General features: G+C 43.9%; 19 protein-coding genes. 3 read left to right on the forward strand and 16 right to left on the reverse strand.

What is annotated here, in order from left to right:
* Nucleotides 1-40: 40 nt before the first annotated feature.
* Nucleotides 41-1,435 carry an argininosuccinate lyase gene (gene argH, locus V6B33_RS11785; protein WP_334217944.1) on the reverse strand — a complete coding sequence of 465 codons (1,395 nt, stop codon included), beginning with the start codon at nt 1,433-1,435 and terminating at the stop codon, nt 41-43.
* Complete coding sequence (locus V6B33_RS11790; protein WP_334217945.1) at nt 1,432-2,643, reverse strand: argininosuccinate synthase; 1,212 nt, start codon at nt 2,641-2,643, stop codon at nt 1,432-1,434. The genes argH and V6B33_RS11790 overlap by 4 nt, the downstream gene beginning before the upstream one ends.
* 254 nt (nt 2,644-2,897) lie before the next feature.
* Here V6B33_RS11790 and V6B33_RS11795 point away from each other — a divergent pair, with 254 nt between their 5' ends.
* Nucleotides 2,898-3,197: a hypothetical protein gene (locus V6B33_RS11795; RefSeq protein ID WP_334218006.1), complete on the forward strand. Its 300-nt coding sequence runs from the start codon at nt 2,898-2,900 to the stop codon at nt 3,195-3,197.
* A gap of 69 nt (nt 3,198-3,266) precedes the next feature.
* Here V6B33_RS11795 and V6B33_RS11800 read toward each other — a convergent pair whose 3' ends face one another.
* The 8 genes from V6B33_RS11800 to sppA all read right to left on the reverse strand — a co-directional run bounded on the left by V6B33_RS11800 (nt 3,267) and on the right by sppA (nt 10,903).
* A complete protein-coding gene (locus tag V6B33_RS11800; protein WP_334217946.1) occupies nt 3,267-4,103 on the reverse strand; it encodes an EcsC family protein in 837 nt (278 codons plus the stop codon).
* 277 nt (nt 4,104-4,380) lie between these two features.
* Nucleotides 4,381-5,574: an acetate kinase gene (locus tag V6B33_RS11805; RefSeq protein ID WP_334217947.1), complete on the reverse strand. Its 1,194-nt coding sequence runs from the start codon at nt 5,572-5,574 to the stop codon at nt 4,381-4,383.
* 270 nt (nt 5,575-5,844) lie between these two features.
* Nucleotides 5,845-6,831, reverse strand: a complete 987-nt coding sequence (locus V6B33_RS11810; protein WP_334217948.1) for a class I SAM-dependent methyltransferase — start codon at nt 6,829-6,831, stop codon at nt 5,845-5,847.
* Between the two features lie 129 nt (nt 6,832-6,960).
* Nucleotides 6,961-7,461, reverse strand: a complete 501-nt coding sequence (gene tpx, locus V6B33_RS11815; protein WP_334217949.1) for a thiol peroxidase — start codon at nt 7,459-7,461, stop codon at nt 6,961-6,963.
* A 516-nt stretch (nt 7,462-7,977) separates the two neighbouring features.
* Nucleotides 7,978-8,454 (reverse strand): GerW family sporulation protein, encoded by a 477-nt coding sequence (gene ytfJ / locus V6B33_RS11820; RefSeq protein WP_334217950.1) that lies wholly within the window; start codon nt 8,452-8,454, stop codon nt 7,978-7,980.
* Between the two features lie 15 nt (nt 8,455-8,469).
* Nucleotides 8,470-9,183, reverse strand: a complete 714-nt coding sequence (locus V6B33_RS11825; protein ID WP_334217951.1) for a DUF2953 domain-containing protein — start codon at nt 9,181-9,183, stop codon at nt 8,470-8,472.
* A 125-nt stretch (nt 9,184-9,308) separates the two neighbouring features.
* Nucleotides 9,309-9,878 (reverse strand): RDD family protein, encoded by a 570-nt coding sequence (locus tag V6B33_RS11830; RefSeq protein ID WP_334217952.1) that lies wholly within the window; start codon nt 9,876-9,878, stop codon nt 9,309-9,311.
* 14 nt (nt 9,879-9,892) lie between these two features.
* Nucleotides 9,893-10,903, reverse strand: a complete 1,011-nt coding sequence (gene sppA / locus V6B33_RS11835) for a signal peptide peptidase SppA (RefSeq protein ID WP_334217953.1) — start codon at nt 10,901-10,903, stop codon at nt 9,893-9,895.
* Nucleotides 10,904-11,054: 151 nt separating this feature from the next.
* On the opposite strand from sppA, the gene V6B33_RS11840 reads away from it, so the two are divergent.
* Entirely contained in the window at nt 11,055-11,855 is an 801-nt protein-coding gene (locus V6B33_RS11840) for an NAD kinase (RefSeq protein ID WP_334217954.1), read from the forward strand.
* A gap of 51 nt (nt 11,856-11,906) precedes the next feature.
* On the opposite strand, the gene rarD is transcribed toward V6B33_RS11840, so the two are convergent.
* The 6 genes from rarD to V6B33_RS11870 form a co-directional block, all read right to left on the reverse strand.
* On the reverse strand, nt 11,907-12,824 hold the full coding sequence (rarD, locus tag V6B33_RS11845) for an EamA family transporter RarD (protein WP_334217955.1): 918 nt from the start codon (nt 12,822-12,824) through the stop codon (nt 11,907-11,909).
* A 76-nt stretch (nt 12,825-12,900) separates the two neighbouring features.
* Nucleotides 12,901-14,493 (reverse strand): amidohydrolase, encoded by a 1,593-nt coding sequence (locus V6B33_RS11850; RefSeq protein ID WP_334217956.1) that lies wholly within the window; start codon nt 14,491-14,493, stop codon nt 12,901-12,903.
* A 186-nt stretch (nt 14,494-14,679) separates the two neighbouring features.
* Nucleotides 14,680-16,263: an acyl-CoA synthetase MbcS gene (mbcS, locus tag V6B33_RS11855; RefSeq protein ID WP_334217957.1), complete on the reverse strand. Its 1,584-nt coding sequence runs from the start codon at nt 16,261-16,263 to the stop codon at nt 14,680-14,682.
* A gap of 161 nt (nt 16,264-16,424) precedes the next feature.
* Nucleotides 16,425-16,631, reverse strand: coding sequence for an alpha/beta-type small acid-soluble spore protein (locus V6B33_RS11860; protein WP_172251897.1), 207 nt, complete (start codon nt 16,629-16,631; stop codon nt 16,425-16,427).
* Nucleotides 16,632-16,720: 89 nt separating this feature from the next.
* Entirely contained in the window at nt 16,721-17,932 is a 1,212-nt protein-coding gene (thiI, locus tag V6B33_RS11865; RefSeq protein WP_334217958.1) for a tRNA uracil 4-sulfurtransferase ThiI, read from the reverse strand.
* A complete protein-coding gene (locus V6B33_RS11870) occupies nt 17,929-19,077 on the reverse strand; it encodes a cysteine desulfurase family protein (RefSeq protein ID WP_334218007.1) in 1,149 nt (382 codons plus the stop codon). The genes thiI and V6B33_RS11870 overlap by 4 nt, the downstream gene beginning before the upstream one ends.
* Before the next feature lie 317 nt (nt 19,078-19,394).
* On the opposite strand from V6B33_RS11870, the gene brnQ reads away from it, so the two are divergent.
* Entirely contained in the window at nt 19,395-20,732 is a 1,338-nt protein-coding gene (gene brnQ, locus V6B33_RS11875; RefSeq protein ID WP_334217959.1) for a branched-chain amino acid transport system II carrier protein, read from the forward strand.
* The last annotated feature ends 19 nt before the right edge of the window (nt 20,733-20,751 follow it).

Consider the following 20,751-nt stretch of genomic DNA (forward strand, 5'->3'; position numbering starts at 1 on the left):
ATCCATAAAGGTCCAGACTGTACCATCTTTTCGCATATTGCTATCGGTGTGCCGTCACCTGTCCCTGAAGGAGCGACTTCCCTTTTTCTATCTGGAGTTTCACTTGCCCGAATCCCGTGCCTCCGTATGAGTTTCTTCTTTCGACAGCTGCATATGGAGCGAGGATTGAATAAATATCCTCTTCGATCAGGGAGGAATATTTCTGAAACTGCTTCAGTGAAACATCTTTTAAATAATATCCTTCTTCGATGCAATGCAGGACAAGCTTCCCGACTATTTCATGAGCTTGACGAAACGGAATGCCTTTGGCAGCCAGGTAATCGGCAAGCTCTGTTGCGTTGGAAAAATCATTGGCCACCGCTTCTTCCATTCTCTTCTGTTTCACCGTCATTGTTCGGATCATGCCTGTAAAGATCTTCAAAGAACCGATGACCGTCTTCACCGTATCAAACATACCTTCTTTGTCTTCTTGCATATCCTTGTTGTACGCAAGGGGCAGCCCTTTTAAAACAGTCAGAAGGGAAATAAGATTCCCGTTCACCCTGCCCGTCTTTCCCCTGACAAGCTCAGCCATGTCGGGATTTTTCTTTTGCGGCATGATGCTGCTTCCGGTCGTAAAGCTGTCATCCAGCTCGATGAACCTGAATTCCTCCGTCGACCAGAGGATGAATTCTTCCGCCAATCGTGACAGATGTGTCATCATCAGGGCACTGTTACTGAGGAATTCGACGATGAAGTCACGGTCGCTTACCGCATCAAGGCTGTTCTCATAATAAGAGCCGAATCCGAGAAGATCTGCGGAATACTCCCGGTCGATCGGGAATGTGGTGCCGGCAAGCGCACCTGCCCCGAGCGGAGAGATATCGATGCGATTCAGCGAGTCGGATAAGCGGTCCTTGTCACGCTGCAGCATCCAGAAATAGCACATGAGATGATGAGCAAATGAAATCGGTTGTGCCCGCTGCAGATGTGTGTATCCCGGAATGATCGTCTCCACATTCTCTTCGGATTGATGGACGATCGCTTCTTGCATGTCTTCGATCAGGACGATGATTTCCTGGACTCTTCTTTTTAGAAACAGATGCATATCGGTAGCGATTTGATCATTCCTGCTTCTTCCGGTGTGAAGTTTCCCGCCGACTTCCCCGATTTCGTCAATCAGGAGTTTCTCCAGGTTCAAGTGGATATCTTCATATTCTACAGAGTATTCAAGCTCGTTTGATAAAGCTTTCTGATGAAGCGTCTGCAGGCCGTGAAGGATTTCATCTCCATCTTTTTTTGACAGTATTTCACATTTTTTCAACATATTCACATGTGCCATGCTGCCTTCAATGTCTTCGAGGACCAATTCCTGATCAAAGGAAATGGATGCATTGAACTCATCCACCCATTCCTCCGGTTTTTTCGTGAATCTTCCGCCCCAAAGTTTACTCATAGACTCACTTTCTCCTTTTTGTCACTATTAATAATTGAAGAAACCTTTGTCGGCAGTCCCCAAAGCTTGATGAAACCAATAGCTGCGTCGTGATCAAATTCATCCGCTTTCGTATAAGTAGCAAGATTTTCATCATATAAAGAATTAGAAGATTTTCTGCCTTCCACGATGGCATGACCTTTAAATAATTTCACACGCGCCACACCATTTACATATATCTGAGTTTGATCGAGAAATGCTTTTAAAGCTTTATTCAATGGCGAGAACCATAACCCTTCATAGATTAACTCCGTCATTTTCTTTTCAATGACCGGCTTAAAGTGAGCAAGTTCTTTTACCAGAGTCAAATCTTCCAGTTCCTTATGAGCTTTCAATAAAGTGACGGCTCCGGGACATTCATATACTTCACGGGATTTAATTCCGATCAAGCGGTTCTCTACATGATCGATGCGACCTACCCCATGTTTCCCTGCAAGCAGGTTCAATTCAGCAATGATCTGATCCAGTGGATAGGCATGACCATTCAATTCAACGGGCACCCCCTGCTTGAATGTAATTTCCACTACATCCGCAGCGTCCGGAGCGTTTTCAATTGAGCTGGTTAAATCATATGCATCTTCCGGAGGTGCGGTCCACGGGTTCTCAAGGACCCCGCACTCATTGCTTCTGCCCCATAAGTTCTGATCGATTGAATAAGGTGAATCAAGATTGATCGGGATCGGGATGCCCTTATCTTTCGCGTACTCTATTTCCTCTTCACGTGACCATTTCCATTCACGTACGGGAGCAATCACTTCAAGATCCGGGTTCAAAGCAGCAATCGAAACTTCAAAGCGCACCTGGTCATTCCCTTTTCCCGTACATCCGTGTGCGACTGCTGAAGCCCCCTCTTTTTCCGCCACTTCAACGAGCTTGCTAGCGATCAAAGGTCGGGAAAGTGCAGAAACCAATGGATATTTTCCTTCATATAAAGCATGACTCTGCAATGCAAGCAGTGCATAGTCTTTTGCGAATTCTTCTTTGGCATCAATGACGTAGCTTTTTGATGCTCCTACCTTCAGCGCTTTCTCTCTAACAAAGTCCAAATCTTTTCCTTCACCGACATCCAGACAGCAGGCAATGACTTCATATCCTTTTTCCTTTAACCATTGCACGGCCACGGATGTATCCAATCCACCTGAGTAAGCTAATACCACTTTTTTATTCACTCGTATTCCCTCCTGTTGTTTTCGTATAATAATAGAATTTGAATTCTATTCGTATTTTTGAATAAATATTCCTTTGAATGAATTTATATTAACAATTTACCCCGTATTTATCAATACTTATTCTTCAATTTGTATAAATATTTTATCTGTTGCCTCTGTAAATGTTGTATTGAATGGATTGGCGAGTTAATTTGGTGTAGGATTTAGGTGTGTAATCATACCCGAAAAGGAGTACGTGCCTAAATATGAACACGATCAACAAATATTTTACATATGACCCGCGTTTACATATACATCTACCTCACTTATTAGAAGAATGGCCTGCTTACCCTTCCCGAATACAGGAAGCTATTCTATTGGAATGGGAAAAGATAAGGGGGACGATCCCTGACCGTATATCTGAAATAGAAGAAGACATTGAAGAATTGCAGGCATCACTCGGACAAGAGGAGAATTTCGAGGAATCATGCAGATTGAATAGTGAAATATCCGAGAGGGCCTCCCGGATAAATGATCTCTGGATATGGTACCGCACGATGCCGGAAATTCAATAAGCTTTAAATTTCTTGTAAAAACAACAAAAAGCGACGGAGCCCAAAACGCTCCATCGCTTCATCCATTAATCATTCATTCTTCTTCAAACGCAAATAACGGTATTGATAATACTTTTCTGCAAAGTCAGTGATCTTGCGGGAAAGCTGATAATTCGCGCCTGCCCCGATCGCAATGCTCACAAGCGGGAGTCCCGACCATTTCTTCCCTTTGAACATTGTTATTGCCAGGCCCTTGAGTGCATGCTTCATCGTTCCTTCCAACCATGTATAATCGGTCAGCTGTTCGGAACCGTCAAAGAAGTAATCCGTATCCTTCTTATTTAAGTCTTCCATCAAGTCTTCCCAGGCAAGTGCACGAAGTCTTGAAGGCAGGGTAGATGCATGAAACACTTTCAAAGAAGTCATCATTTCAAATGGAGTCTGCACGTCGAATCCATATGTAATCGCAATCAGCTGAACTGACCGAAGATTGATCACCGCCATCGCCGGCAGATCTGATCCCAGTGCCACCAGGCCTCCTGTGCCGGTAATCCCGCCTTGAAAGAGGGAATAAATGCGGTGGCGCCCTGCATGCTGCTCAGCGATATAGTGAAGTTGATCGATTGTGAGGTAATGCAGATCATCAATGGTCTGGATATCCTGGTTGAACGCGCGTGCTGTCACCAGGATCCGTTCACGTGCATCATTCTGCATCTGAGATCCCTGAATGAGTGAATGCATATGGAACAGCCAGCCATCCAGACGCTGAAAGAATTGTTCCTGAACATCTTCAGGTATCGATTCGAAAGCATAATCCAACCATTTAACATATGTATGTTCCAAATCATTCGCTTCATATTCATACAAGTCTTCTTTCCATGCCTTAATTGACTGCCAAACTTGTTTATCCCGATCGGACCAGCTCATGACTTCCACTCCTTACAGTTGTAAAATTAATTTCAGTATATCATAAAAAGTTCAGTACTTTCCGTTCTTCAGCAATGCAATTTGAATTTTCTGTTATTATCGAAGGTTCTGAATGATGAAGACATGTGACGAGAAACTGCAATATCTCCTGCATTATCAGCCACAATGAGCACACCAAAAAAACAGGATTACCCAAATGGCAATCCTGTTTCTATCTGTTCAGAAGTGATACAGCCCTTTATCATGCTAATGGACCATCCCTCACTGCTTTAAAGCATTAGATGTTTCCTTTTTCCATTACGTCTCGTGCGATCATGACTTCTTCATTTGTCGGAATGATCATGACTTTTACCGGTGAGTGCGGGTAGTTGATGAATGTTTCCTCTCCGCGCACGTTGTTGCGTGCAGGATCCCAGTATACGCCCATGAACTCAAGTCCCTGCAGTACTTTTTCACGTACAAGCGTACTGTTTTCACCAATACCGGCAGTGAAGACAATCGCATCTACTCCGTACATACGGGAAGCATACGATCCGATGTATTTGTGGATACGGTTCGCGAATACTTCAAGGGCAAGCTCTGCTCGTTCGTTCCCTTCAGAAGCCTGCTGCTCGATATCACGAAGGTCACTTGAGAATCCGGATACACCAAGCATACCTGATTTTTTATTCAGGATGTTCAGCACTTCCTCAGCCGTCGAACCCGTCTTTTCCATGATGAATGGAATCAATGCAGGGTCGATATTTCCTGAACGTGTACCCATCGCTACACCGGCAAGAGGAGTGAAGCCCATGGATGTGTCGATTGATTTTCCACCTTCAATGGCAGCGATACTGGCGCCGTTTCCTAAGTGACAAGAAATCAGGCGCACTTGTTCTGTTGGACGTCCAAGCATTTCAGCCGCTCTTTCGGATACGTATTTATGTGATGTGCCATGGAATCCGTATTTGCGGATGCCGAAATCTTCATAATACTCATACGGAAGGCTGTATAAGAAAGAGCTTTCAGGCATGGACTGGTGGAAAGCTGTGTCGAATACTGCTACCGCAGGTACACTTGGAAGCACATTTTTGAATGCTTTGATCCCTGTCAGGTTTGCAGGATTATGGAGCGGAGCCAGGTCAGAAAGCTCTTCAATTTTGTCGATCACTTCATCTGTAATCAGGACAGATTCATTAAATACTTCGCCTCCGTGTACCACACGGTGGCCAATTCCCTGGATTTCATCAAGGGAGTTGATGATTCGGAATCCAGTCAGTTTTTCCAGAAGCATTTTAACAGCTACTTCATGATCCGGGATGTCCGTTACTTCTTCTTTCTTTTCACCATTCACTGATATGTTGAAGATCGCATTGTCCAATCCAATACGCTCAATAAGTCCTTTTGTTATGACTGTTTCTTCCGGCATATCGAATAACTGAAATTTCAAAGATGAACTTCCAGCGTTGATTGCAATAATTTTGTTTGCCACGTTGTATCGCTCCTTTAGGATAGGATCTTTACTATCTATATTGTGTTCATTGAATCACATTTTATCTCTCAATTTCCCATTTAATCACTGTACACCATCTATTTCAAGAAAAAGCTTGAAATGACATCGTTTTCATGTTAAATTAAATATTTTCCCAAAATTCGAAAAGGAATCTCATTCTTCTATTACCTTATTAACCACAGACCTAAACAGGGTTCGTAGCAAGTAAAAAGACTGCTTCCAGTATGGAAGCAGTCTTTGTTTATGAAATTATTTATTTTCATGCAGCCATTGATCGATTTTTGAAAGGATATCTTCAAGCGCATGTTGATTTGAGAGGCTCGGAAGGTTTGCAAGCAGGACTTCTTTAGGTGCTTTCAGTCCTTCTTTTTTCTTTTGCAAGATCAGGATACTTTTCGCTGAGCTCTTATTTTTAAATAGTGAAAGCGGCAGCTGCAGGAATCCCTGTATGTTCACTTTTTCTTTTAAAAATAAGTGCAGCTGGCTGCTGAGCGGTGATTCGAACAGGGCATTGGGAACGATGAAGAAGAGGTAACCGCCCTCTTTCGTATGCTTCAAGCTTTGTTCGATGAATAAATGGTGAGCATAAGAATGCCCTTCATCGGCTTTTAAATCATAGTCCTGTGCTCTAAGGTCATTCGGATAATATCCCACCGGCAGGTCGCTGAGTACAATATCGACCGGATCAATAAATAGTGGTTCCAATGCATCCTGATTAAAGAGCTCGAGCTGGTGCTTCTGGAGATTCGCACCGACATATGCCAGTTTAATCAATACATCATCGATTTCCACCCCGATTGATTGAGCCTCAATATGGGGCATCTGATTCAGTACGGTTGTCAGCAGATTCCCAGTCCCGATCGCGGGATCCAAGACGGTCAGGTTCTGACTTCCCGCTGTAAATTTATTGACGAGGAAGCTGATAAATAATCCGAGTGAATCGGGGGTCATTTGGTGATTCGGCTGCACGTTCTCTTTCATGCCTTTCAATATGGCAAATTGGAAGGCTTTACGGATATCTTCGTTTTCAATGCTTCCGATCTTTATTTCTTCATATTTTTTATGTAGACGTTTCTTGGTCAGTTCACTCAATTCATCTTGCAGAACTTCATCCTGAAAGAGATTTTCCCCGGTTTCAGCAACCGCTTCGAGATAGCTGCATGCCAGCTCTTCGCGAAGCAGCTGTGAGGTTTCATCAATGATGCCGAAGAGCGTTTCGACTGGCGAATTCATCATGTGCATTCATTCCTTTACCAACGTTTTGTGTCCTTTATTTTACCCGTCGCCGGGAAATTTGTAAAAAAACAATGCTGACCATACATCAGTGGCAGGTCAGCATGTTTCTTGTTCTAGTAAAAGGTTATATTATTCAGCATTCTTCACTGCTTCGACAGCAGCTTCGTAATCAGGGTGGTCGGTTGCTTCGCTCACATATTCAACGTATGTTACCTCGTCATTGCTGTTTACCACGAATACAGCACGTGCAAGCAGGCGGAGTTCCTGGATATGCACACCGTATGCTTCAGCGAATGAAAGATCGCGGTGATCGGAAAGTGTCTGGACATTTTCGATTCCATTCGCTCCGCACCAGCGCTTCTGTGCAAATGGTAAATCGACTGAAATGGTCAGTACTTCCACGTTATCAAACTTGGTTGCTTCTTCGTTGAATTTTCTTGTTTGTGCATCACAAACTCCGGTATCAATTGAAGGAACGACACTGATCAAACGAACCTTACCCTTTGAATCATTCAGAGTGACTTCTGATAAATCATTTGCCAGTACTGTGAAATCAGGTGCTTTATCCCCTGTCTTCACTTCACTTCCAAGCAGGGTTACAGGGTTATTCTTAAATGTAATGTTTGCCATTATTTGTTCCTCCTCTGTGAATAGTATGTACAACTTTATAGTACAGAAAGTGGGCTGGTCAACGCAAATGATAAGGGTCCGATATCATAAAAGAAAAGGCTGGTACAAAACAAAAAACAACTTCCTAACGGCGAACATTATCAGTGTTGACTCTAAATACCGCTAATGATTTCCGTGCAAGACTTCGCTTTCCGCACGGGTAGCCCGTGAGCCTCATCTAAATTTGAATAGTACTGTACAGCTGCAGGGCTTAGAGGCACACATGACATAAGTCAAACCGACCAAGAAGGCAAAGAACCCTTCGTGACCGATTCGCCTTATGCCACCCGCCTCTGGGCAAAGCCCTTCCGCTTTTCTGATAGGAGTCTGCGTCTTGCACTCCAATCAACCGCTGGAACAAGCTGAAAACTAAATGAACCTTTGAGTAAAGATAATAAAAAACCCGAACTTACTCGAATCCTTGAATTCAAATTAGTTCGGGTTTAAATTAGACTGAAAAACTTTTGTCCCAGCCTCCTAGAAGTCCATATTCTGCCTTGAGGCGTTTCCTTGGTTATTGTTGCCCTGGTCATTTTTTTTCATCATGCCCTGGATTTTCTCGATTGCACCCGGTGCCAGGTCAAGCAGGCGGTCTATAAGATGAGTGCTTTCATCGAGATGAAGCATTTTGATTCCTCTGGAGCTGACGATCAGGAATGCAATCGGAGTGATGGACACCCCACCGCCGCTACCTCCGCCGAATGGTTGCTGCTTTGATGAACTTCCGCCCTCATTTCCGCCTTTTCCGCCTTCGGAATCACCGTTCTTGCTTTTGCCATCGATGCTGAATTCACTGCCTCCCGCAGCAAACCCAAAGCCTACTTTGGAGACGGTCAGGATGACACTCCCGTCCGGCGTCTCGACGGGGTCACCGATGATCGTATTGACATCGATCATCTCTTTTAAGTTTTCCATTGCAGTGGTCATTAGACCTTCAATAGGATGTTCAGACATGAAAAGTCCTCCTCATTAAACTGATTGTTGTTTTTCTTCTGAGAGACGGGATAACATTTTCATCTTAAATTGAGCCCTGCCGCCCCTCCAGTACCGAAGTATCTTGAAACCTACTAGGATAGCATTCCCTATCCGAAACTGGATAATACATGAAAAGTGAGTCTGGATGATGGCTTTTTGGAAAGAAGGAACTACCTCCACGGATGGCTGTGTCTGAAGCCTCATATAGCCGCTGATCAGTCCGATGATGCTTCCTTTCAAAGCCCATATCGTCCCTGTTATCGTTCCCGTGGCCGCTGCATCTCCTGATCCGAATAGCGTCTTCCAATGGACATGATCGATTTTGACTTTTTTCAAAAAGCTTCTGATGATTTTATGCATTCCCTTCACATGGATGAGAATCGCCTTAGTGTCATGTAAACTATTTATGAAGTCACTTGCGGTGATCTTCTTTTTAGACTCTTTTTCACTGGAAGGCTCGCTTTCCTTCCCGCGGATATTTTTTTCTTCCACCACAATATTCGGCCCATCATCATCAAGCTTTACCATGGGAACATCAAACGTATATCTCAGCAGTCCGAACCAAGCCCTCAGCTTCACTTTGAAATGATCATTGTCATTTCCGTGATACAAAGATAGGGTAATGGTTAATTTCGTTAGGAGAATAAGAATGAATAAGAATGATAAAAATGCCAGAATAATGAGTACTGCCCATACCCAACCGCTCATTTTTTCACAACCCTTCAACTTTTCATTATGACCCAAGCAGGAAAAAATAACCCTTCCGCTTGAATTATTTATCCAAATTAAACAAAAAAGGAACCCGCTCTGGTGAAAGAGCGAATTCCCTATTTCTATACTGCGGGCTTGAATTCCAGTTTCTTTTTTTCCTGAACAACCGTAGTATCGGCAAACAAGTCATGGATTCCCTGTTTTTTCGTAGTGAACGCCACAACGATATATAAAATGAAAATGGTCGACGAAATAAAGCGGCCGATCAATTCCCTGAAGAGGATGGTTCCCCAGGACGGGCGATGGCCTTTTAAATCAATCACTTTGATTCCCAATACCATTTTTCCGATCGTTTGGCTGAAGAACTTCGTCATCAAGACGAAATAACCGTAAAAGACGATTGCAGACAAGATGGATATAGGTGCAAACATCGACCCTTCCACTAATGAAATATCCAGCATTTTGAATACCGGCTTGACGATCAGGCGCGTGATGCTGCCGATGACGATCAAGTCAATCAGGTATGCCCATACCCGCAGCCAGAACCCTGCCAGAAAGAATGACCTGTTCCCTTTGTAAGGAGGCGCCGGCGCATCGGTTTGGTCATGCACAGTCATTTCATCAACTGCTGCTTGACGGCGATTCTCTATAAATTCCCCGCTTGTTCGAGGCGCATCTTGATTTTCACTCACTTCATTCACCTTCCTCACTCAGAATATAGATACATTAATCTTGGAGAATTCGGCTGTGACAGAAGCTTCATGAGTGCCGTCGCTTCAAGATCCTTGCCGATCATCTTCTTGGCACTCATACTGAAGAACTCTGAGAAAGGATCACCGCTCGTATATTCAAATACCTGAGCGCCTTTCAACTTATGATCGTTTTTCATGGCGGCTATGACATCTTCCACATAACCGAAATCATCGATCAAGTTCACATCTTTTGCTTGCTGGCCGTCATAGATTCTTCCGTCGGCTATTTTTCTCACTTGTGCTTCGGACATGTCACGGCCGCTGGCGATGACATCGACGAAACCTTCATATGAATTATCGATCATCGTTTGGAGGATCTTTCTTTCTTCTTCTGTCATCTTCCTCGTCGGGCTCATAATATCCTTATAAGGACCGCTCTTGATTGTGACGAAATCTACCCCGTACTTTTCAGCAAGCTCAGAGTAATTGATGCTTTGCATGATGACACCCAATGAACCGGTCAACGTCTCTTGACTGGCAAAGATCTTCGTTGCCGGTGCAGATATGTAATATCCTCCCGAAGCTGCCATACTTCCCATAGAAACATATACTGGCTTTTTCGATTTCTCTATGATTTCAACCAGCTTTGAGTGGATCTGGGCACTCTCCACAACTCCTCCGCCAGGTGAGTTCACTTTAAGGACAATCCCTTTTACCGAGTCATCTTTCTGGACGGCATCCAGTTTATCCATGAATAGTTCATGATTATAGCCAGGGCTCTGAAACATGGATGCTGCATCACCGGTATCCTGGATGACCCCATCCACTTCAAGGACGGCTATTCTTTTCTGCATATTCCCATCCTCAATGATTTCTTCACCGAAAGCCTGCTCCGTACTGCCCAGCACTTCATCGAATGCCTTGTTGAAATCCCCTGTCAATGCGGAAGTGGCGAAATTCACCACGACTGAGACAAAGAACAAACCTGCGGCAATCGCCAGTGCGATCCATCTTTTCGCATTCATTTGTATATTCCTCCCTTGTTTATCCTATCTTATGTAAGGATATGAATATCATTCTCCTGCCAAAACATGATAGAATATTCACAACGTAATTTTAGCAGACTTTTGATGGAATGGGAAAAATTATCCTACTAATTTTTGGGAGGTACATAGTATGAACAATCGCCGAAATATTTATTTTTACGTATTAAAAAATGAAACCATCCAGCCCAAACTTGAAAAACTGTATGATCTCGCAGAGCGATATGACTTTTCAATAGTGACATCCCCGAAGGAAGCGAATATCATCGTAAGTATCGGAGGTGACGGCACATTCCTCCAGGCTGTCCGCAAAACAGGATTCAGGCAGGACTGTCTGTATGCCGGCATTTCAACGGGCGGCACCCTCAGTATGTATTGCGACTTTCATATTGATGATACGTCCAAAATGATCGATGCGATGACGAAAGAACAAATCGAAGTAAGAAAATATCCTACCATCGAATTGACAGTGGACGAGCAGACATCTTTCCTATGCCTGAATGAATTCAGCATCCGTTCAGGAATCATCAAGACTTTCGTGATGGATGTCTTCATTGATGATATTCACTTTGAAACGTTCAGGGGGGACGGGATGATCATCGCCACTCCGACCGGGAGCACCGCCTATAACAAATCCGTTAACGGAGCTGTTGTCGACCCGATGATTCCATGTATGCAGGTCAGTGAAATGGCTTCACTTAATAATAACCGCTACCGGACACTCGGATCATCTTTCATCCTCAGTGATAAACGACGGCTGGAATTAAAGATCGTCCAGGATGGGAACGATTATCCTGCGATGGGAATGGACAACGAAGCACTGAGCATTCAGCACGTGGAGAAAGTGGAAGCCAGATTAAGCGATAATATGATCAAGACAGTGAAATTGAAAGACAATTCTTACTGGGAGAAAGTGAAGCGTTCGTTTTTATAATTGTATTAAAAAAAGCTCCGGCGTTGGTCATTTGCCGGAGCTTTTTCATTATTAAGCAGACAATTTTGCTTCTCTTCTTCTTTTTCTGGCGAACTGGATTCGTGATGCAGTAAAGATGACCAGCGCAATCCAGATGCAGATAAACGATATCAAATGAGTCGCCGAGAATGTTTCGCCATAAACCATGACACCGAGGATCAATGTAATCGTCGGGGAAATATATTGCAGAAAACCAACCATATAAAGGGGAATCTGCTGCGCACCTCTAGAGAAGAACAGCAGTGGAATGGCAGTAACTGCGCCAGCGCCCATCAATAAAAGGTCAGTCCCCAAAGATACATTGAAAAGCGAAGATAAATTCGCTTCAAACATATAGAACATGTAAATCAATGAAATCGGTGCAATCGTCATCGTCTCCAGCGTCAAACCGATCGCTGAATCAACTTTGATCAGTTTCTTCGCAAGACCATATAATCCGAAAGAAAAAGCAAGGCCGATCGCGATCCAAGGGAACTCACCGTATGAAAATGTCAGGATCATCACGCCCGCAGCAGCCAGAATAAACGAAACGATCTGAGCTTTAGACAAGCTTTCTTTTAAGATGAATACTCCTAACAGCACACTTACAAGCGGATTGATATAGTAACCGAGGCTTGCTTCCACCATTTGATTCGTGTTCACCGCCCAAATGTAGATGAACCAATTGGCACTGATCAATAACGAAGCAAGCAATAAAGCCGCAAGTTGTTTTTTCTTCGTCAGTGAAGACTTTATATAGGTAATGAATGCCTTCCATCTCTTCGTGAAAAATAAGAATAGCAGCATAAACCAGAAAGACCAAAAAACCCGGTTTGCTAAAATTTCGTCTGCGGACACATGATTTAACCATTTCCAGTAAATCGGGAGTATTCCCCATAGAAAATAGGAAAAAGCTGTGTAAAGGATTCCTGTTTGTTCATTCTGCTTCAAAAAAAACACCCCCAAAACTATTTCCGTTTCCGAAATAACTACATTATATCCGGGAAAAGTTTCGAGGGCAATGATTTTATTTTTTCTTAAACACGATCGTCTCGTCCACGATCGTCATGGAAACGATTTTCTCCAACAGTTCATCCGGATCTTCTTCGAATGGGTCCTTTTCGAGAACAGTGAAGTCGGCTGTGAAGCCTTCTTTGATGACACCGCGATCATCCTCATGGTGACAGGCATACGCACTGCCTTTAGTAAAAAGGGAAATCGCTTCATACATTGAAAGTTTCTCCTCAGGAATATGCACCGTCTTTTTTGGATCCAACGGATTCGTCCGGGTAACCGCCGCATGGATTCCCCATAAAGGATTAATCGGTTCGATCGGGGCATCAGATCCCCCTGCACAAGGGATGCCCCTGTCAAGTAATGTCTTCCATGCATAGTTATATTTCATGTTCTCCTCACCAAGGCGATCAATCACCCAGGGAAAATCAGAAGCGACAAAACGCGGCTGGATATCCAAAATCAACGGAAGATCTTTTATTTCATCTATTAACTCTTCCCGAAGGATCTGAGCATGAATCAAGCGGTCGCGTCTTGATTTCACAGATGGATGCGCCTTGATGGCATTCACCACATTCTCAAACGCCTGATCTCCGATTGTATGCACAGCGATCGGTAAATGAAGACTTCTGGCTTTTTCCACAAGCTCGTTAAGTTTTTCCTGAGTATGGATGCTGACACCATCCGTACTTGGATCATCTGCATATGGATAGCTCAGCAAGGCCGTTCTTCCACCTAAAGCACCGTCAGCAAAAATCTTCATTGCTCCGAACTCGATAAATTCATTTCCCCCAAGAAATTGGTGGCCTTCATCCTTCCAATCATGAATCACTTCATGATGGACGAGGAGATGGGCCCTGAATTTTTTATGATGACCGTTGATTGTTTGTTTGAACGCATTATATGTTTTGTTGAAATTACCGTAATAGCTTAAGTCTTCGGTGTGTCCGCCGACCAAACCGTTTTCCCAGCAGCTTTCTATTCCTTTTGACAGGGCTTCTTCCAGGTAGTGAGATGAAATGGACGGCAACGCATCCACCATAAGATCTTGTGCTTTATCTTTTAAGAGCCCATTCAGCATTCCGTATTCATCTTTTTCGATTAATCCCCCTGCGGGATCAGGGGTACTTTCATCGATATTCGCCTGTTTGAACGCAAAGGAATTCACGACCATCGCATGTCTGCAAATCCGCTTCAATAGAACAGGGTGATGTGGAACTGCGGCATCTAATTCCTTCTTTGTAATGACATCTCTGTCCATCCATAGATTTTCATTCCATCCTTCTCCGAAAATCCACTGCCCTTCAGGGAGTTTATCAGCTTTAGAAGTAATGGCGTTCAGGACTTCTTCCTTACTTGTCATCTGGGACAAATCGAGACGGAGCAATGTTTCCCCGTGACCGATCAGATGCATATGGCTGTCTACAAATCCCGGGAACATGACCCCGTTATGTAAATCGACGATTTCTTCTATATTGTGCTTTTGCCGGATATCTTCCTCTGAGCCCAATGCCCTGATGAAACCATTCTCCGTATATACCGCTTCAACCTCATGACCTTCAGACTGCATTGTATAAATCTTTCCGTTTGTCCATAATGTACCCATCTTGGAAGCTTCCTTTCTTCTTAGAAAATGCTGTTTCAAATGTACCATAATAGAGGAGGAATCGGGAAGTGGAATGTATTTGGATGGTTCTATTTAACGACGCCATTTCTTTGCACAGGCAATGCTGAAACACACAAAAGGACAGGGAACCCAATCTATCAGGCTCCCTGTCTCGTACTTACAATTCTAGTTCTTAACTGAATTCATTTCTTTCTGACGCAGTTCAATCCTCCTGATTTTACCTGATGTCGTTTTCGGCAGTTCAGAGACGAATTCGATTCTACGCGGGTATTTGTAAGGTGCAGTAAGCTGCTTCACATGATCCTGCAACATCGGGATGAGATCGGGATCGTGTTGATCTGTATCTTCCCTTAATACGACGAAAGCTTTAACGATCAGTCCGCGGACTTCATCCGGGCTTCCCACTACCGCACATTCCTGGACAGAAGGATGTTTCACCAGTGCATCTTCCACTTCAAATGGCCCGATTGTGTAGCCGGAGGAAATGATGATGTCGTCGCCTCTCCCTTCGAACCAGAAATAGCCTTCATCATCCTTTTTCGCTTTGTCACCTGTGATGTAGTAGTCTCCCCTGAATTGCATCGCCGTTCTTTCAGGGTCTTTATAATAGTTTTTGAACAGTGCAGGTGTTTCGATATGGACGGCAATGTCGCCCACTTCACCTGCTTTGCACGGCACGCCTTCTTCATTGATTACTTCCACTCTGTTCCCCGGAGTCGGCTTTCCCATGGAACCGGGCTTCAGTTCCATTCCCTTCATGATTCCGACGAGCAGTGTATTTTCGGTTTGTCCATAGCCGTCACGCACTTCGATCCCATGATGCTTCTTGAACAAATCGATGACTTCACGGTTCAAAGGCTCCCCTGCCGAAACGGCACTATGCAAGGCGCTCAAGTCATAGGTACCGAGGTTATCAACCTTTGCCATCAGCCTGTATTCAGTCGGTGTACAGCAAAGGACATTCACAGCATGCTCCTGAAGTAATTGCAAATATTTGTTCGGCTCGAATTTCCCTTGATAAACAAGGCCGGTGGCACCTGAACCGAGGACTGACAAGAACGGACTCCAGATCCATTTTTGCCAGCCGGGGCCTGCAGTGGCCCAGGCCGTATCGCCTTCTTCGATTCCAAGCCAGCCCGCTGCAGCCGTTCTCAGGTGGGCAAATGCCCATCCGTGTGTATGTACTACTCCTTTAGGATTTCCTGTCGTGCCGGAAGTATAGGATAAGAAAGCCATGTCATCCCTGGCCGTATCAGCGAAAGGCAGTTCGTCCTGGACCATCTTCATCTCCTCATCGACTGTGATCCATCCATCTTGTTCATCCCCGATGACGAACTTCTGAAGCTTGTCCATCCCGCGGACATTTTCAAACTGCCCGATAAATGGAGAGTATGCGATGATCCCCTTTACGTCACCATGTTCGATTCGGTATTCAAGGTCTTTTGTCCGCAGCATCTCTGAGCTCGGTATGACGATCATACCCGCTTTCAATGCAGCTAGATAAACACCGTATGCTTCAATTAATCTCGGTACCATTACAAGTACGACATCACCCTTTTCAAGGCCGGACTTTAAGAATACATTTCCAATCTTATTTGCATTTTTGATCAGGTTCGTATAAGTAATTTCTTTCTTTTCTCCTTCTTCATTCTCCCATTTGATCGCAAGCTTCTCTTCATTGCCCGCAAACTTCTCCACTTCCTCAACCAAGTTGTACCTTTCTGGTGCGATCAGCTCTTGTCTGTTCATCCGAATTCCCCCTTGTTTGTAGCTTACACCCCCATTATACTAAATTATTTAAATTTTTTAAATTATTCATTATTAAAAAGTTTAGGTCCACCTGGTGTAACAAACTCACGGCAAATTTAAAAGGAGCGAGTCACCCCGCTCCTTGTAGCCATTGTATTAAATTATTTTTGGAATCCACCACCGATTTGTTGTTCAGCCATTTGAACTAAACGTTTAGTGATTTCTCCACCTACAGAACCGTTAGCGCGTGAAGTTGCATCAGCACCAAGTTGAACACCGAATTCAGAAGCGATTTCGTATTTCATTTGGTCGATAGCTTGTTGAGCTCCAGGAGCTACTAGTTGGTTAGAACTTCTGTTGTTTGCCATGTATTTTCACCTCCTCGTTGCTTGTTGAGTATAGATTGTGCGAAAACACGTGGCTTCATGCAAGGAAAACCATTGGTAAATGTTCCTATTTACAGAAGATCCTCAAAGCTTTCTTCAGCACCCGAAACCGCACCGGCGTAGAGGTTGATCGTCTCTGTTTCCCTGACTGCTTCATCGATCATCGTTTCGAAATCAACAAAGCTTTCGTAATATTGTACCTTTTCCTTTTTAGGTCTTGTCTTTGGTGCCGGCGGTGTGAATATCGTGCAGCAATCTTCATAAGGAAGAATCGAAATATCATGGGTATCAATTCTTTGGGCGATATCGATGATTTCGAGTTTATCCATCGCGATTAACGGTCTGAGCACAGGTGTGTTCGTGACATCATTGATCGCCTGCATACTTTCGAGCGTCTGGCTCGCAACTTGTCCGAGGCTCTCTCCTGTTACGAGTGCAAGTCCTTCATTTTGCTGACGAATTTTATCAGCGATCTTCAGCATCATCCGTCTCGTGGATGTCATCGTGTAATTCTCTGGTACTTGATCATGGATCATTTGCTGGATTTTTGTAAACGGGACGACATGCAATTTAATGCTGCCACTGAATGCAGACAACTTCTTGGACAAATCGATGACTTTCTGTTTGGCCCGATCGCTTGTAAATGGAGGACTGTGAAAATGGACGGCTTCGATGTCAACACCGCGTTTCATTGTTAAATAACCGGCAACCGGACTGTCGATTCCTCCTGACAGCATCAGCATCGCCTTTCCACTCGCTCCGACAGGCATGCCTGTTGAACCTGGATAGATTTCAGAAGAAAGGTACACGCCCTCTTTTCTTACTTCCACGTTCAATTTGATATCAGGATTCTTGACGTCCACAGAGAGTCCTTCTGTATTTCTTAATACGTATGAACCCACTTCATAATTAATTTCATTTGTTTCGAGCGGGAAATGCTTATCTGCGCGTCTCGCTGAGACCTTGAATGTTTTACCTGGTTCAAAGCTCTTTTGAACGAGCGCCAAGCCGGCTTTGCATATTTCTTGAAGATCCCTTTCCACCTTGACTACCGGACTGAAAGACTGTATTCCGAAGATTTTCTGCAGGTGCGGAATGATCTCTTCTCCATTTTCTTCCCCGAGAAGGATATGCAGGCGGTCACGGCTTGCTGACACGGATATTCCCTGAAATTCTTTTAATGCGTGAACGATATTTTCCCTCAGTTTCGATGTGAATTTCTTTCGGTTTCTTCCTTTGGTTGATATTTCACCGTATCTGACTAGTATTCGATTGTATTTCATCTTGATCTCCTCATTGTTTTCTGTAATTGGGCTGTCTCATTCTTTAACAATTGCAGGAATTGTGCCGCCTCTTCCATTGTATTTTGAAATGACAAGCTAATTCTGATCGCGCTGTCTGCAAGGGCTTCTCCCACACCCATCGAAAGGAGTGTAGGACTCGGCTTGCTTTTCTTTGACGAACAGGCGCTTGTGGTTGAAATATACACCTCATGCCGATCGAGTGCATGCACCAACACCTCGCTCTTAAAATCCTTTATGGAAAAGTTGAGAATATGCGGTGAGCTGTCAATTGGCGTGTGAACCGTCACACCATCTATCGTGACCAGTTCCTTCCGTAAATAATAATGAATGTCCCTAAGGCTGTTCAGATGTTCATGACTCTTATCAAAATACATCCTCATCGCCTTCGCAAACGAAACGATTCCGCCTGTATTTTCTGTACCGCTTCTAATGTTCCCTTCCTGCTCACCTCCTGTAAGTAGGGGGGAAAGGGTCACGCCCTCCCTGACACAAAGCATGCCAGTCCCTTTAAGGCCGTGTATTTTATGGGCGGAAATACTATAAAGATCAATATGATGGTCATGGAAGGACAACGGAATTTTCCCGCACGCCTGGACACCATCCACATGAAAAAGAATTTTAGAATGACCTTTCAGGATCGATCCGATTTCCCTGATGGGCTGTATCGCCCCTGTTTCATTATTTACATGCATGACTGAAACCAGAATCGTATCATCCTGAATCGATTTTTCTACTTCTGAAGGATCGATTTTTCCAGATGGGTCCGCCCCGATGTACGTTATCGAGTAACCCAGGGTTTCCAATTGCTTCATTGTATTCGTCACAGAAGGATGCTCAATGCCGGTGGTAATGATATGTTTCCCTCTATGTCCATATTGTAAAGCCGTTCCTTTAATCGCCAGGTTATTCGATTCCGTACCGCCGGAAGTAAAGACCACTTCCTTTTCCTTGATCTTCAGGAGTCCGGCGATTTGTATCCTTGACTGAGCGACTAATTTTTCCACCCGTCCGCCAAATGAATGTATAGAAGAAGGATTGGCATAATACACTTCATTCACTTTCACATAAGCATCCAATACTTCCTTATAAGGCTTAGTTGTTGCTGCATTATCAAAATAAATCATCATCTACACCTTCTTTTGTTCTATCCAATCATTAATCTTATCACAAAATCCGTGCATCCCAAATAATGTTGAACGAAAGACTTTCAATACTATCATCACAATAATGATTTTCTGATTAAATTCTTTAAATTGTTATTATTTTATAAAAATAACCATTGATAACTATGATAAAATTTGCGACAATCATGTAGGTGATAAAGCAGACAAACTATTTAAATATACTAAATAGTAAGACTATTTAGTTTTTCGACAATATTCTACATGAATATGATAAGATAGTTTTGCTTATGATAACGATTACAAACGGAGGGGTATATATGAATGAGAAAGCGCTGTCATCCGGCGGAATCCTAACAATAGGACTGATGTTGTTCGCTCTTTTTCTCGGAGCCGGGAATATGATCTTTCCTCCATTTCTTGGTCAACAGGCAGGAGACCAGGTTTGGACAGGCATCCTCGGATTTTTGATTACAGGAGTGGGACTTCCATTACTTGGCGTGATCGCGATAGCGAAGTCAGGTGGAGATCTCCAGACGCTTGCCAGCCGGGTACACCCATTGTTTGGATTGATCTTTACCGTCATCATGTATTTAGCAATCGGTCCGTTTTTCGGTATACCAAGAACGGGTACCGTCGCATATGAAATAGGCGTCATTCCTTTCTTATCAGAAGATGCGGCAAAATACGGAATCCCCTTACTAATTTATACAATTGTATTCTTTGGTATCACCGCATTGCTTGCGATGAATCCTTCTAAACTAGTCGACCGTATTGGAAAGATATTAACACCGGCGCTGATTATCATTATGACGATTTTAGCAGTTAAAAGCATCGTTACCCCTATGGGGACCCTGGGAGAACCGAACCCAGCTTATCAGGGTGGAGCACTTTTTAAAGGATTCATTGATGGATATTTAACGATGGATACGATAGCTGCATTAGTCTTTGGGATTGTGGTGATCAATGCGATAAAGGGCCGGGGTATAACCAGTAAAGCAAGCATCACCAAGGTGACCATCATCGCAGGCTTCATCGCTGCTGCCGGACTGGCCCTTGTATACTTGTCTCTCAGCTATATTGGGGCAACAAGTACGGAATCAATTGGTGTAAAGGCGAACGGAGGAGCGATTCTCTCAGCATCAGCCGACTACTTATTCGGCTCTGCCGGGGCGATGATTCTAGCATTGGCCATCACATTCGCATGTCTGACCACTTCCATCGGGCTGGTGTCTGCATGTGCGCAATACTTCAGCAAAATCCTCCCGATATCATACGGGAAGCTGGTCATTATCCTGTCAGCATTCAGTATGATTATTGCAAATATCGGACTTACGCAATTGATCGCCGTTTCACTGCCTGTGCTGATTATTATTTATCCACTGGCCATCGTTCTGATCATGTTATCTTTCATGCATAACTGGTTTAACGGATATTCACTGGTATACGCAGGAGCATTGATTCCAACAGGGGTCATCAGTGTGATCGACGGATTGAAGACTGCAGGAATGGATGTCACTTCGATCAGTGAAGCTTTAAGCTTCCTTCCTTTCTATACACAGGGTATCGGATGGATCGTTCCCGCTTTGGCCGGAGCCGTCATCGGGTTCATCATTTCTCAATTTGCAGGTGAATCTAAAAGAGTGAGTGAAGTTTAAGTCATTAAGGATTCACTCC

Origin of the sequence: Mangrovibacillus sp. Mu-81 (genome assembly GCF_036867415.1) — a bacterium.
GTDB lineage: Bacteria > Bacillota > Bacilli > Bacillales > Bacillaceae_B > Rossellomorea.